Source organism: Paenibacillus sp. RC334, from assembly GCF_030034735.1.
GTDB lineage: Bacteria > Bacillota > Bacilli > Paenibacillales > Paenibacillaceae > Paenibacillus > Paenibacillus terrae_A.
In genome coordinates, this window is the sequence record NZ_CP125370.1 from 2,958,130 (window position 1) to 2,971,973 (window position 13,844).

General features: G+C 48.2%; 13 protein-coding genes and 1 pseudogene. 2 read left to right on the plus strand and 12 right to left on the minus strand.

Going from position 1 to position 13,844, the window contains the following annotated elements; translation table 11 throughout:
- Positions 1-7: 7 nt before the first annotated feature.
- The 6 genes from QMK20_RS13545 to QMK20_RS13570 form a co-directional block, all read right to left on the minus strand.
- A complete protein-coding gene (locus tag QMK20_RS13545) occupies positions 8-484 on the minus strand; it encodes an extracellular solute-binding protein (protein WP_283656136.1) in 477 nt (158 codons plus the stop codon).
- Positions 429-1,136, minus strand: coding sequence for an extracellular solute-binding protein (locus QMK20_RS13550; RefSeq protein WP_283656137.1), 708 nt, complete (start codon positions 1,134-1,136; stop codon positions 429-431). Before QMK20_RS13550 ends, QMK20_RS13545 begins: the two co-directional genes overlap by 56 nt.
- Positions 1,137-1,194: 58 nt before the next feature.
- Entirely contained in the window at positions 1,195-3,189 is a 1,995-nt protein-coding gene (locus QMK20_RS13555) for a hydantoinase B/oxoprolinase family protein (RefSeq protein WP_283656138.1), read from the minus strand.
- Entirely contained in the window at positions 3,186-4,079 is an 894-nt protein-coding gene (locus QMK20_RS13560) for a hydantoinase/oxoprolinase family protein (RefSeq protein ID WP_283656139.1), read from the minus strand. The genes QMK20_RS13555 and QMK20_RS13560 overlap by 4 nt, the downstream gene beginning before the upstream one ends.
- Positions 3,979-5,292: a hydantoinase/oxoprolinase family protein gene (locus tag QMK20_RS13565; RefSeq protein WP_283656140.1), complete on the minus strand. Its 1,314-nt coding sequence runs from the start codon at positions 5,290-5,292 to the stop codon at positions 3,979-3,981. Before QMK20_RS13565 ends, QMK20_RS13560 begins: the two co-directional genes overlap by 101 nt.
- A gap of 128 nt (positions 5,293-5,420) precedes the next feature.
- Positions 5,421-6,152 (minus strand): FadR/GntR family transcriptional regulator, encoded by a 732-nt coding sequence (locus QMK20_RS13570; RefSeq protein WP_283656141.1) that lies wholly within the window; start codon positions 6,150-6,152, stop codon positions 5,421-5,423.
- A gap of 425 nt (positions 6,153-6,577) precedes the next feature.
- On the opposite strand from QMK20_RS13570, the pseudogene QMK20_RS13575 reads away from it, so the two are divergent.
- A pseudogene (locus QMK20_RS13575) lies at positions 6,578-6,694 on the plus strand (SRPBCC family protein); the annotation flags it as partial.
- A gap of 308 nt (positions 6,695-7,002) precedes the next feature.
- On the opposite strand, the gene rbsB reads toward QMK20_RS13575, so the two are convergent.
- Genes rbsB through QMK20_RS13605 form a run of 6 tightly spaced genes read right to left on the minus strand, consistent with a single transcriptional unit; the run spans position 7,003 to position 12,808 of the window.
- Positions 7,003-7,923: a ribose ABC transporter substrate-binding protein RbsB gene (gene rbsB / locus QMK20_RS13580; RefSeq protein ID WP_283656142.1), complete on the minus strand. Its 921-nt coding sequence runs from the start codon at positions 7,921-7,923 to the stop codon at positions 7,003-7,005.
- Between the two features lie 33 nt (positions 7,924-7,956).
- Positions 7,957-8,925 (minus strand): ribose ABC transporter permease RbsC, encoded by a 969-nt coding sequence (gene rbsC, locus QMK20_RS13585; protein WP_014281544.1) that lies wholly within the window; start codon positions 8,923-8,925, stop codon positions 7,957-7,959.
- 1 nt (position 8,926) lies between these two features.
- Positions 8,927-10,408 (minus strand): sugar ABC transporter ATP-binding protein, encoded by a 1,482-nt coding sequence (locus QMK20_RS13590; protein WP_283656143.1) that lies wholly within the window; start codon positions 10,406-10,408, stop codon positions 8,927-8,929.
- Between the two features lie 46 nt (positions 10,409-10,454).
- Positions 10,455-10,889 (minus strand): D-ribose pyranase, encoded by a 435-nt coding sequence (rbsD, locus tag QMK20_RS13595; RefSeq protein WP_283656144.1) that lies wholly within the window; start codon positions 10,887-10,889, stop codon positions 10,455-10,457.
- A gap of 1 nt (position 10,890) precedes the next feature.
- Positions 10,891-11,769 (minus strand): ribokinase, encoded by an 879-nt coding sequence (gene rbsK / locus QMK20_RS13600; RefSeq protein ID WP_283656145.1) that lies wholly within the window; start codon positions 11,767-11,769, stop codon positions 10,891-10,893.
- Entirely contained in the window at positions 11,762-12,808 is a 1,047-nt protein-coding gene (locus QMK20_RS13605; protein ID WP_283656146.1) for a LacI family DNA-binding transcriptional regulator, read from the minus strand. The genes rbsK and QMK20_RS13605 overlap by 8 nt, the downstream gene beginning before the upstream one ends.
- A gap of 212 nt (positions 12,809-13,020) precedes the next feature.
- Here QMK20_RS13605 and QMK20_RS13610 point away from each other — a divergent pair, with 212 nt between their 5' ends.
- Entirely contained in the window at positions 13,021-13,749 is a 729-nt protein-coding gene (locus tag QMK20_RS13610) for a DsbA family oxidoreductase (protein ID WP_283656147.1), read from the plus strand.
- The last annotated feature ends 95 nt before the right edge of the window (positions 13,750-13,844 follow it).

Sequence of the window (13,844 nt, forward strand, 5' to 3'; positions counted from 1 at the left end):
CCTGATATTATTGCAGTTTTGTTTTGACCAGACGATCCCACAGGTCTTTCCACTCCGAAGCTCCTTGGGCCATGGCTGACCAATCCGGATTCAAGCCTTTTTTCTGCTCAGCTACAGAGAAAGATGGATCATTTTTATATTTATCAGGTACTTGAGCAGCAGTGCTTGTTACCGGAGTACCTGTTGCCTCAGCATATTTGGTCAAATTTTCAGGTTTCAACAGCTCATTAATGATCTCGTTAGCGACACGTGTCTGTTCCGGCGTCGAGCCCTTGACCACTTGCAAGGAATACGGGAAGGAAACGAAACCTTCCTTCGGAATAGCTACTGCTAGTGGAGCGCCTTCATCATTAATCCACGTCTGAGCCGTCTGCGAACTGAATGGTGCTACCAGCGCCTCGCCGGAAATAAGCAAGTTTTTCAATTGGTCATTGGAGGTTACGAGCGTGCGTACCTGATCCGTATGCTTCCCCCCAGAAATCAAAGGCAGCCTCTGGCTTATCATAGGTTGCACCCAGTTCCTTGCCCTTCAATTCGATGACTGGAGCAATGTAGGAATAGAACATGTAATCCCAAAGAGCCACTTTGTCCTTAAATTGCGGATTATCCCAAAGATCGCTCCAGCTTGTCGGCGGAGTTTTAACCAAATCCTTGTTATATACGAGTGCAAAATTTGTTACTCCCCATACGATGCCGCGATTGTCCTTGGTATGGTATTGCTCGGGAATATCCTTCATATGGGTTACGATGGACGGGTCCAGCGGCTCCCACATATCATCGTTCAGCCCCTTGGCGGAAGCGTCTGCATTAAAGTAACCGAAGTTGACAACCGGATTGTTGGGATCGGCTTTTTGCCCTGCCACCATTTTAGGGTACATAACAGAATTGGATGATTCCACAAAATCAACCTGAACGTTCGGGTGTTTCTTCACATAATCCGCAACTACTTCTTTGGGAACCACGTCCTGATTGGCACCCGCCCATATAAACATGCTGAGCTTGATTTTTTGTTCTCCATCCGAATTTCCATTGGTGGCCTGTGAAGTGGATGACGAGCTGCCACACGCTGTCAGCAGCAACATAGACGCAGCTAAAATAACAGATACGGAACCTAACGTTTTTGAAAATCGTTTCATTTGATTAAACCTCCCGGTAAAGTATGTTTATTAACTGTAAAAAACGCTGCTCTCCTGCTTAGAGAGCAGCAATCGTACGATGGATGGCTGCCATAATCTCTGCCACTTCAATAGCCTGTACCTGTTCGCCTTTGTGGAATCGCTCATCTATATCTTTCATTGCACATCGTTTGAGGTAATCCCGAAGTGCCAGCGGATACACCGTTAACGCCGCCCCGATAGCCAACTGCATTTCATCACTCCAGGTGGACTCAAATTGTTCACGAGCCGAGCCAAAATGAAAAGATTGCTGTTCATCCATTGAACTGTGAACGGCACTGCGTCTTTTTTGGGTAGCGTCCAAATCTACCTGTCTTTCATTGAATACGACTCCATACTGCTCATAAGCGGCATCCTTGGATACTAATCCGTTGCGTACGTCCCGTGCGACGGCCTCGGGAGCTCTTTTATAAGGGCTCCCATACCCGCCTCCGCCTTGGGAAAAGAACGCCACCGTGTCCCCCGGCTGTAATAAAAGCTCGTCGATTCGCCCGGTATGTTCCTCGGATGGCTGTCCCAAATTTTTAACAGCTGTTCCATAGGCACCAGCTTTCCCCCCAAGTCTCCCCCACGGCTGAAATTCCATCCGCTCCATATTACGGGCAGTCAGCACCGTATCGGGACTGAGTACCTTCAACTGCAAATCAATTCCACAGCCTCCCCGGTAGGTTCCCGCCCCAGCCGAATCGGGCAGCAACCCGTACCGTTCGATCAGGATAGGCATATCGGCTTCAACCGTTTCCGCAGGAATATTGCGCAGATGACCGACCGCAAAGTCCATCCCGTCAATGCCGTCCTTCATCGGTCTGGCTCCCGAGCCTCCACAAATCGGCTGCACCACGCCTACTTTCCGCCCACCCGTGACTGGATCAGTCATAGCCAGCATGACGATCGCCGCTTGTCCGGCACCAGCAGCGGGCAGCTTGTTCTCCTGGGCTTGACTCAGCGTACCTGTCAGCACATCCATCAGCCTGATAAATGTAGCCGCACGCGCTCCGATCGCAGCCGGAGCTTCCGGATTCAACAGAGTACCCGACGGAGCATCATTCGTAATCATCCGCACCATCCCCGAATTCCATGGAATCGAGGGGTCCAGTGTCCTGAAATATCGAATGAGTGCTGGCACCAGATAGTAATGCCCCTGTTTGTTAAGGGTCGGAATATTAAAGGATGCTCTCACCTGCGGGTCTGTCCCCTTAAAATCCAAAAATATTCCATCGTCCCGGACCACCATTTTACAGCGCAGTCGAACCGGATACCCCCCCGGACCCTTCTCAATATAATCCCAGAACTCGTATTCTCCGTCCGGAATATCCTGAATCATCTGACGAACCCGTGTCTCGGCGTAAACAAGCACATCTTCGATGCCATTCTCTACTCGGGATATCCCATAGCGCTCTACCAGCTCTTTAAGCCGTCGTTCTCCGCGGTTCAGTGCAGCCATCAAAGCTCTCAGATCGCCCCAGTTTTGGTCAGGAATCCGGCAATTATCAAGAAAAATACGCAAAATGGCTTCGTTCAACACACCGGCCTCGTACAGCTTCACTGGCGCAAGGCGCAGCCCCTCCTGATAAATATCGTATGAGCTGGGCGACACACTGCCCGGTACCTTGCCCCCCACGTCAGAAGAGTGAATGAAGCACAGCCCGAAGGCCATAATTTGCTCCTCATGGAAAAAGGGCTTCAGCAGATAGACATCCGGCAGATGTGTCGCCATACCGCCCGTCGAATACGGATCGTTACAAATGACAATATCGCCTTTATTCCATTGTCCGATGGATGAAATCACATCCCCCGCAGGGATACCTAACGACAGGCTGTAACCTGTATCGAGTGGACATCCAAAGGTTTCGCCCTGGGGTGAAAGCAGGTACGTGCCGAAATCACCTGTTTCTTTGACAAAAGCGGTAAATCCGGTGCGCAAAACAACATTAGCCATTTCCTCGACGATAGCCTGCACCCTGTTTTTAAAAATCTCCAGAAATACGCGGTCCGTCTTCAGCTCGCTGTTCATCCTTCCACCTCCCCGATTATATTCCCCAGGCTGTCAATCTTTACGGTGTAACCTGGTGGAACAAAGACAGTCGTATCATACTCTTCAATAATGACTGGACCAGGCCAAGCTTCTGTAGTGGGCAGACCTGAACGCCGAACAATGTGCGCCTTCATTTCCCCGCCATCAAAATATATGGTTCTGGTTTCCTGAGCTGCTGAATGACTAGGCTGTTGGAACAAATCATCATGGTCGGGGATTTGCATCGTATCCGCCTTGCGGGTTACGCCAACAATCGTTGCCCTCAGATTGATAAAGGAGACGGGAGACTCCGGCTGGCTTACTCCAAAAATGGTCTCATACTGGCGATGAAAACGCGTCACTGCCTCTTGAACAAACTGGACTGCGCCATCCGTTGTAGTCTCTGAAACAGATCCAGCTTCCAGATTTTCACTTGGAATGGACACTTCAATATCGAAAGCCTGTCCTTCGTAGCGCATATCCGCGCTGTACAGCATATAGGTGGACTCCAGTTCTATTCCTCGGCTGCTTTCTGTCTCCAGCCAATGATGTCCCTGCTCGGCAAGATCCTTAAAAATACGTTTAAGCTCGCCCTCCTGAAGCTGCTGTCCAGTTTTGTACAAAGTATATACAAAATCATTACGCAGATCGGCCACGACACATCCTGTTGCGCAAAGCGTGCCTGGAGACGGTGGCACGAGCACCCGCCGTATACCGACCTCCCGCGCCAGCAGGAACGCATGCGTCGGGCCAGCTCCGCCGTATGCCAGCAACGTAAAATCACGGGGATCAATTCCTTTTCGCGCCATCAGGGGTGTGAATTGTGCGTACATATTGGCGGTCGCCACATCCAGAATCGCCTGAGCCGCTTTTTTTGGAATCCAGCCCAATCCTTGCTCCCAAACGCTCCAGCGCCGTTGCCGCCAGTTCCTCGTTCAGCGACATACGGCCCCCAAGAAAGCGATCTGGACGAATAATACCCAGATGCACATAGGCATCGGTGGTCGTCGGATTCATCCCTCCTTTGTCATAACAAGCTGGCCCCGGATCTGCTCCTGCACTGCGCGGTCCAACCTTGAGCACGCCTACACCGTCAACCCAGGCGATAGATCCGCCGCCTGCGCCGATGGCGGTTACGTCCACCGCCGGAATAATGACAGGAAAATCGCCAATCTGATTTTCACTTGAATAGGCCGGTTCACCATCAATGACAGCCACGTCTACGCTGGTGCCGCCCATATCAAAGGTGACGACTTTGTTGATCGCAGCCAATCTCGCTACATGGGTCGCGCCGATCACGCCCGATGCCGGACCAGACAACAACGTTTTAACTGGCTCCTCAGCCGCCCGCTGCGCTGTCATAATACCTCCATTGGACATCGTGGAAAGCACTTGGGCATGCAAGCCTCGCTCCTTCGCCCCAACTTCTAGTTTGCGGAAATATCCATTCATCCGGGAACCAATATACGCATTCATAACCGTTACCAGAGTACGTTCATACTCTCGTTGCTGTGGCCACACCTCACTGCTGGAGCAGACAAAAACATCGGGAAATTCCCTGCGAATCAGTTCCACGGCCTGCCGCTCATGCTCCGGGTTATGGTAAGCATGCAGAAAGGATACGGCAATCGCCGTAACACCTTCGGCAAGCAGCTCCTGTACAGACTGACGCAGATCATCGGCTGGAAGAGGTCGATAGATCCGTCCGTCAGCCAAGCAGCGCTCATCAATTTCCTTTACAAGATGGCGCGGAATAAGTGGATCAGGCTTGTCACCGTAAAGATTCGTCGTATTTTCCAGACGGAGTCTGCGAATTTCCAGAACATCCCGAAATCCGCGAGTGACGAGAAGCCCTGTCGTCGCTCCGTTGCGTTCAATAAGCGTGTTCACACCCAGCGTTGTCCCGTGCACAAACAATTCAACGGCCCCAATATCAATCGGGATGGACTTCAATTGTTCAATCGCATTTAAAATAGCCTGCTCCGGCGCGGAGGGGACGGACGGTGTTTTCAATGTTGCGGTTACCCTCCCGTTATTATCCGTTAGCATTACATCCGTAAACGTTCCACCGATGTCAATACCGAGTCGGTATGTAACTGTCATATTGACCACCTCCTGTATTGAATAACCTGTATCCTGTAAAAACAACATCCTACCTCAAGATTTTAAATCAGGCGTTAATCAGAGTTTTGGTAAGCACTGCTATATCATGGGTCATTAATGACGTTCTTTTATGCTTTACTTTTATCAAAATAAATGCGCACATCCTCAATCAATTGATTGATGTGAGTTACCATCGCAGATGCCGCTTCATCAGGCTCATGATGGGCTATACACTCCACAATCTGCCGATGGTCTACCACAAGCTCGCTGCCAACGGCTTTCCTAATCAGCGCGGTTGCTGGAAGATGAGCCCCTTCTCCCCATACAAGACGTAAAGCATGCAGTAGCACGCGGTTGCCAGATGCCACAGCGATCCGTTCATGAAACTCCCGGTCCTCCTCAATCGGAACACGCCCATCTGCAATGGCCTCATCCTGTGCTTCAATTGAATGCCATAGCTCTTGAATCGTCTGTTCACTGGCCTTCGATGCTGCCAGCCAAGCTGTTTCTCGCTCCAGCGCACGTCTTGCGATTAGCATATCAAGCAGTGATTCCTCATCAGAAACATTGAGCGCATCCAGCAAGTTCGACTGATCACGCCACTGAGTAAGCTGACGCTCGATATCTGCCAAGCGGTCTTTTCCCGGCGGAGCAAGCAACCTGCCCTTTCGCCCTTTGCTCTCCGTATAGCCCAAGGTATCGAACTCCATCAGCTTTCGTCCAATGGAAGCCTGACTTAATCCAAACTCCTTGCCTAAAACCAGTACCAGCGTCGTGGCACCTACAGGATTATCGTACTTCCCCAAGTAAGAGAGAAGCTTGTGTTCCATTCTTAACTGTTCCATTTCCTTTGCTCTCATTCGTTTCTCCTTTGTGGTATCGTTCGAATGCTCATCTGTGTTCTCGTTTTCCTAATCATAAGAGCTATTTTCATTGTTAATAATCAACGATGATTAACGTAAAAGTTAAAAAAAGTATTGCTTATGTTGCCATTTAACTCGTTAATGAACTTTGAATTTAGGTCATTATAATCCCGCTTTTTTTATTTGTCAATTAAACTCATGAGATAACTAGGAATAAATCAAACTAAAAAGGGACGTATCCTCAAGTCTTGTTGACCCTATGACATAAAATCAATAGTTGGCACACATAGCTGACTGCTAGTCATTTGGAAAGTTTGGAACCTGAATAAGTTTCACTTGAAAACAATTATGAGGAGGAAACAACCCAACTTAGTTTTGGAATCCTAGCTCCCGCCTCGTGGGCGCTACGTCCGAAGAGCCACATAAAGGTTAACCTTCATCTCGAACAAACCGGAATCTCAAATGCTCAAGGAGTCGAAGGCGCTAAGTATGGCTGGGGTAAATGGTGCGGCGAGCTTGAAAAGGTATTGGAACAATAATCGCATTCGGTACTAAAACATCTCCTTCCCCAATGCTAAATTAATTGGGTACGATAGTGAAATAGCCCAACATCATAAAACAGATCACTTAATGGTATCTATTGCCCATCAAGTGATCTGTTTTTACACGTATGTCGGCTGTATCTGATTTCGGGATTGGAAACACCACTATATTCCATCTATTTTGCGGGTGGTAACAGCTTCGCTGGTACTACCCCTTATTGGAATCGTCCCTATTGACCAGGCTGGCATTAATTCCATGATCGCATCAGCCCGAAATCTTAAATCTATGGGGGCATACACCCGTTTTATTTCTTCTGATCCACTAGCTCCAGCTTGGCAGGAATTGATTTTTTCACGGTTTTACCCTGGAGTACATCCTGTGCCGCCCGAACTGCCAATTGTCCAATCAGTTCAGGTTGCTGAGCCACGGTTGCCGTGAGCTTGCCTTCCTTAATTGATTTCAACGCATCCTCATTACCGTCAAAGCCGATCACCGGAATATTTTTACCCGAGCTTTGAATGGCTTCAATCGCCCCAAGCGCCATTTCATCATTATGGGCAAATACCGCCTGAACATCCGGGTTGCCTTGCAGCAGGTTTTCCATGACATTCAAACCTTTGGTCCGGTCAAAATCGGCCGACTGTTTGGCAATAACGTTCAGTTCCTTATCCGCTACTTCGTGGAAGCCTTTGCCCCGTTCTCGGGTAGCCGATGCACCTGGTACGCCTTCCAACTCAATGACCTTGGCACCTTTTCCGACTTGATCAATCACGTATCTGGCAGCCATGCGTCCACCCTCTACATTGTCCGAAGCGACAAGCGCTTTTACATCTCCTTTGTCAGCAGAACGATCCAGCGTAATGACCGGGATGTTCAAAGCGTTCGCGGATTGAACGACCGTGGAGATAGCCGACGAATCTGTCGGGTTAATTAACAACGCATTTACGCCTTGCTGGATCAGATCGTCCACATCATTGCTTTGCTTCGCCGAATCATTTTGCGCATCAACGACAATGACCTGTAATCCTTGTTTTTTGGCCTCTGCAACGACTCCATCTTTGAGAGAGACGAAAAATGGATTATTCAGCGTGGAGATAGACAAGCCTATTTTAATGTCCTTCAAGTTCGCGGCTGATTTAGGTTTCGCCCATTCCGGCGGTTCCAAAGAACAGCCTGTCATGAGCAGGAGCAGCAAGGCTGTCATAATTAATGTAAGCTTTTTCATATATGTGGTCTCCTTATATACAGATTAGGTGGTTTATGCAGATTTCTTACGGTCAATCAATACAGCGATGGCGATTACAATCCCTTTGACCACCATTTGATAAAAAGAGTTCACACCCAGCAAATTCAAGCCATTGTTCAGCGTCCCGATGATGAGTACACCGATTAACGTACCTACGATTCGCCCCCGTCCGCCTGACAGGCTTGTTCCGCCCAGTACGACAGCCGCAATGGCATCCAGTTCATAAGAAGTACCTGCTGTCGGCTGCGCCGAGTTCAAACGTGAGGTCAAAATAGCACCCGCCAAAGCAGAGAGCATTCCAGCCAGAGAGTAAATCCAAATTTTCACGCGCGGTACTTTAATACCGGATACAATCGAAGCCTTCTCGTTACCACCGATGGCATACGTTTTGCGTCCAAACGGCGTTTTATGCAAAATGATCCACAGTACGGCAAAGGTAATAAGCATCGTAATCGCCGGAACCGGAATGCCAAACTGGTAGCCGCGGCCGAACAACTGAAATACCAGGCTGTCTCCGAGTCCTGTAATTGGATTACCGTTGGTATAGACCAGCGTCAATCCTCTAAAAATAGTCATGGTCGCCAATGTGGCAATAAAAGGAGCCATTTTACCTTTGGTAATCATCAAGCCATTAATCATCCCCATGACGCCACCCAGCGCACAGCCAATGATAATCGCCAAAATCGGATCGAACCCGGCCAGCATCATATTCGCGACAAATGCACTGGATAGAGCTAGGATCGAGCCAACAGACAAATCAATCCCGCCTGTGAGAATCACGAAGGTCATACCAAACGCAATCAGCGCATTAATAGATACTTGGCGCAACAGATTTAGAATATTAAGGGGTTCCAAAAAGCTGGGATTCAAGACTGATACGATGATGACCAAAATAATGAGTCCCAGTAACGGGCCGAGCTTTTGCGTGATTTGCGACATTTGAAACCCTTTGCCACCTTTAGTTTCATTCATAGTTGTCATATTACTGTCCCCCTGTAGCTAACGTCATAATGTGTTCTTGTGTGGCTTCTTCCCTGCTCAGTTCCCCGGTGATTTTCCCCTCATGAACCACAATAATACGATCACTCATGCCGAGCACCTCGGGAAGTTCTGAGGATACCATGATGATCGCTACTCCGCGCTCGGTCAGCTCGTTCATCAACTGGTAGATTTCCCGTTTGGCACCTACATCCACGCCTCTCGTTGGTTCGTCAAGAATAAGTACGCTTGGGCCAATGCCCACCCATTTGGCAATAACCACCTTTTGCTGATTGCCACCTGACAAACTGCGTACCGTCGTTTCGCCTGATTGAGTTTTTATTTGTAAGCGCTTAATTAATGTATTAACAAAATCCAGCTCTTTTTTGCCTGAAATAAATCCTTTCGACGTAAAGCTGAACAGATTGGGCAGCACCATGTTTTCCCGGATCGAAAAATCCAGCACCAATCCCTCATCCTTGCGGTCCTCTGTAATAAAGCCGATTCCCAGCTTAACCGCGTCATCCGGCTTGCGGATAGCTACCTTTTTTCCCCGCACATGGATTTCACCGCTATCCAAAGCATCCAATCCAAAAAGCGCTCGCATAATTTCTGTCCGCCCCGAACCCATCAAGCCCGAAAAGCCTACAATTTCCCCGGATCGCACGGTAAAATTCACATTTTTAAATAAACCTTTGTGCGAGGCATTTTTGACCTCCAGCACCACTTCTCCCAAAGCAGGTATTCTCGCCGGATAGCGCTCAGTTAGCTCCCTGCCGACCATTTTCCGCACAACCTCATCAAAATCGGTATCAGGAATCGCTTGGGTATCCACTGTTTTTCCATCACGCATGACGGTAATCCGGTCGCAGATTGCGAATATTTCCTCCATCCGGTGTGAAATATACACTATGGAAACGCCTTCTTTTTTCAAGGAAGTAATAACCTCAAATAGCTTTTGAATTTCCCGTTCAGTTAGCGCGGCTGTCGGCTCATCCATTACGATTACTTTGGCATCCGTCATCAATGCTTTAGCTATTTCAATCATCTGCTGTTGACCTACGGAACATTCGCCTGCTTCCCCATTCAAAGGCAGATTCACTGCAAGCTTAGCGAATTGTTCATTTGCTAGCGCTTTCATTTTGGTGCTATCCAGCAATCCCCACTTGGATGTCATTTCCTTGCCGATAAACAGATTTTCCAGCACCGTCATTTCCGGCCACACATTCAGCTCCTGGTGGATAAAAGCAATTCCCTTATGCTCCGCCTCTTTAGGGTTAGCAAAATAGGTTTCCTGACCATCAATGATGATTGTCCCTTCATCACGGCGATGCAGCCCAATTAAAATATTCATTAGTGTTGATTTGCCTGCACCATTTTCACCCATGAGTGCATGAACCTCTCCTTCACGGAGATCAAAATCAACACCACTCAGCACCTGATTGGTTCCAAAGGCTTTGTGAATTCCCTTCATTTGAATCTGCATGCTGTCCCCTCCTTTATATCTAAAATGAACTTATCCAAAATAGACTTTATCCAAAATAAACCCCGGCCTGCAGAATACAATTGGCAAACGGTTTATTTTCTCCTGTGCGTATGACCACCTTGGCATAACGGGTCAACTCTTTGAATTGCTCATGCGAACAAAACTCAATGGCGGCGGTTTGCGCCGTGGTCTGCGAATTTTCTGACTGTTTCCCTGCAAATGTGCGGCTAATATACCGTAAAGCTTCCTTATTCCCCTGTTTAATTTCTTCAGCCAACGTTACCTTTTCGACCACCATGTCTGCTGCGATTACATCAACGACATCCTGAAAGGACGGTACGCCCAATTTGAGAGCCAAATCAATTTTGGTAACGCCTTCAGGAATGGGTAAGCCCGCATCGGCCACGACAATATAGTCCGTGTGACCGAGATCCGACAGTACCTTGGATATATGACTGTTCAGGATTCCATGTTTTTTCATATTATAATTGTTCCTCCACTTCACGCCGCGTTGGCATACCACCCTGTGCCCCAAATTTGGTAACGGACAGCGATGCAGCACGATTGGCGAATTTCACACTGTCTGCCAGCGATTTCCCCTCAGCCAGCGCCACCGCAAATGCAGCGTTAAATGTATCCCCTGCACCTGTCGTATCCACGGCTTCTACTTTATAAGTAGGGACAACGATCTCCTGTTCTCCGTCGAAAAACCGTACACCATTGCTGCCTTCTGTAACAAACAACTTGTTCGGATATTGACGTAGAGCCTCTTGAAGGCTTTGGCCCTTGAACATAATAGCGGCTTCATGCTCATTTGGCGTAATGTATGTCGCGTTCTCAATCACACTTGCTTCCACCTCACGAGCCGGAGCAGGATTCAGCAACAGCGGCACCTCATACTTGGCGCAAATTTTGCTCACGTATACGACCGTTTCCTCCGGTATTTCCTGTTGAATGAGCACCATATCCGAATTTCGGATCACATCGATCGCTTCCGCTACATAGGCTGGAGTTATTTCATTATTCGCTGCTTTTACAACGACAATACTGTTATCTCCTTCAGCCAGTACGATATGTGCTGTACCGCTTTCCATATGTGTAACCGGTTTCACATAGCCGACATGAACATGATTTTCTTCAAAGTTCCGTAAAATCTGTTGGCCGAAATGATCATCCCCTACGCGTCCAATCATCGTAACGTCCGCTCCGAGACGGGCTGCGGCTACTGCCTGATTGGCTCCTTTCCCTCCGGGCACGGTTGTAAAGCTTTCACCCAGTACCGTTTCTCCTGCGCCGGGGCGCTTGGATGAAGTCACTACAAGATCCATAGAGCTGCTTCCGATAATCGTGATTTTAGCCATGATAATCCACCTTTCTGGTCGTTTCCCGTTCAATGAATTTGACGGGCAATTGTATGCTTGAATGAGTAAGTATGCTTGAATGAGTAAGTATGCTCGAATGAAGATTAGGTACGCTTGACTTCGTTGCTTGCGACTGCTCAATCAGTTGAATTAGCAGACCTGCTGCTTCCCATCCCATTTCATAAGCAGGCTGCCGAATGGTTGACAATGGCGGGAATAACAAGCTGCTTAACGGTATATCATCAAACCCGATAATCTGAACATCATCCGGGATTTTCTTTCCTAATCGATGTGCCTCGTGCATCACCGCTGTAGCCACAATATCGTTACTCGCAATGACTCCGTCTGTATCAGGATGCTTGTTGAAAAGCTCTCTGGCCCACAACTCGGCTTCCTTGAACGAAAAGGACGTCGTCTTGACGACATGATAAGTAATACTCGATTGCTGAAGTTCTTCAACCGCACCGCGAAAACGATCCTGCGCCGGACGAATATGTGCCGGACCCTGCATGACCGTAATTTGTTTGCTGCCACGGGCCACGATTTCCTGCGCTGCAAGTCGACCGCCATGAGCACCATCGGCGTATACGGAGGGGCTATCATTGGAAGTCCGATCGAGAAAAACGACAGGGATTTTCAGCTTGGCGTAGCAATCAGCATTGGGATCATTTGTAGATGAAATGACGCCAACGACATTATTTTGAATAAAGGTATCCATGTAATCCAGTTCTTTTTGCCGATCCTCATCACTATTACCAAAAATAATTCGAAAATCATTTTCCTGCATTCGATCCTCCACCCCACGAGCTAGCAAAGGAAAGTAAGGATTCGTAATATCCGGCAGAAGCAGACCGATTAATTTGGATTTCTTTTTATACAGAGAACGAGCAACTTCGTTGGGTTTGTAATTTAGTTGCTTAACAGCGGCCTCAACCTTGCGGCGTGTATCCTCATGCACATATCCTGTTTCATTAATAACTCTGGATACAGTCGCTACGGAAACGCCTGCAAAGCTGGCGACCTGTTTAATTGTTGTCATTGTGTAGTTTCAACTCCAATGTGTAACCGGTTACACATATAAAATATCACAGCATTTATTTTTTGACAAGTATTAAATATTTGCACGCAGGAGGCTTTGGCCTTATAATTCTAATGTAACTTATTGAGTTTCACCTTTGATAAAAAATCTAAACGTGAACTTACTCACTCCCGGTTACTCGATAAAATACGTATACATGGAGGCTTTTCCTTATGAATATCGAAGTTTGGTCTGATTATATGTGTCCGTTCTGTTATATCGGCAAACGCCGTTTGGAACAAGTAGTGAAGCAATTCCCGCACCACGATGAGGTGCAGTTGACATTTAAGAGCTTTGAGCTGAACCCGGATGCTGTAAAAGATAGTGGTAAAACGATCAATGAAGAGCTATCAGCCAAATATGGCGTCAGTCTGCAAGAGGCTCAGGCCATGAATGATCGTATGAACGAAAACGCACGCACGGCGGGTCTGCAGTACAATATTCATGCGATGGTGCCAACCAATTCTCTGGATGCTCACCGCTTAACGCTGTGGGCTCAAACACAAGGCAAAATGCTGGAGCTGAGCGAGCGCTTATTCCAGGCTGTGTTCATAGAAGGCAAGCATACAGGTGACCCTGAAGTGCTGACGGCGCTGGCTGCCGAGGTTGGTCTGGATCGAGACGAAGCCGCTGCTGTGCTGGCCAGTGATCGCTATACGGATGAAGTTAGAGCCGATGAAGCCGAGGGTGCTGAGTTGGGTGTTCGTGGTGTGCCATTCTTTGTTTTTGATCGTAAATTTGCTGTTTCGGGTGCTCAGCCGGACGAGGTATTCCATGATGCCCTGCAAAAAGCATGGGACGAACGCTCTCCGTTCACGATGGTAAGCGCAAGCTCCTCGGCAGACGATGCAGGGGGTGTATGCACAGACGACGGTTGTGAGCTTCCACGCCACGAGAACTGATTGGCCGGTGAAAGCGATTCACAGCTTCTTAACTCCCCCTCCTAAAAAGCGTGCTAACATCTGATTCATTCTGATGCTGGCACGCTTTTTTTTTA